Here is a 255-nt window from a genome sequence, read left to right on the forward strand (position 1 = left end):
TCGACGCCACGCTGGTGCCGCTTTCCACATAGCCGGTCCAGAACGCCAGGCCGTCCGTATCGGCCGGACGGTTGAAATAGGTCACATACAGTTGCTGCAACTGTTGCGTGGTGGCGGCCATCGCCTGCGCCGTGGCGCCCACTGCGGCGCTGACAGCCTTGTCGATGCCTGCCTTCGCTTGCGCCAGCGATGCGTCGGTGGTTACGCCGTTGAGCCATGCGCTGGCCGAAGCTTTCGCTGGCGTACGCGTGTACG

Annotated in this window: 1 pseudogene; it reads right to left on the minus strand. The window is 65.1% G+C overall.

The features are described 5' to 3' along the window. A pseudogene (locus GM668_RS30835) lies at positions 1–255 on the minus strand (DUF4214 domain-containing protein); the annotation flags it as partial.

Source organism: Pseudoduganella ginsengisoli, from assembly GCF_009720865.1.
Lineage (GTDB): Bacteria > Pseudomonadota > Gammaproteobacteria > Burkholderiales > Burkholderiaceae_D > Rugamonas > Rugamonas ginsengisoli.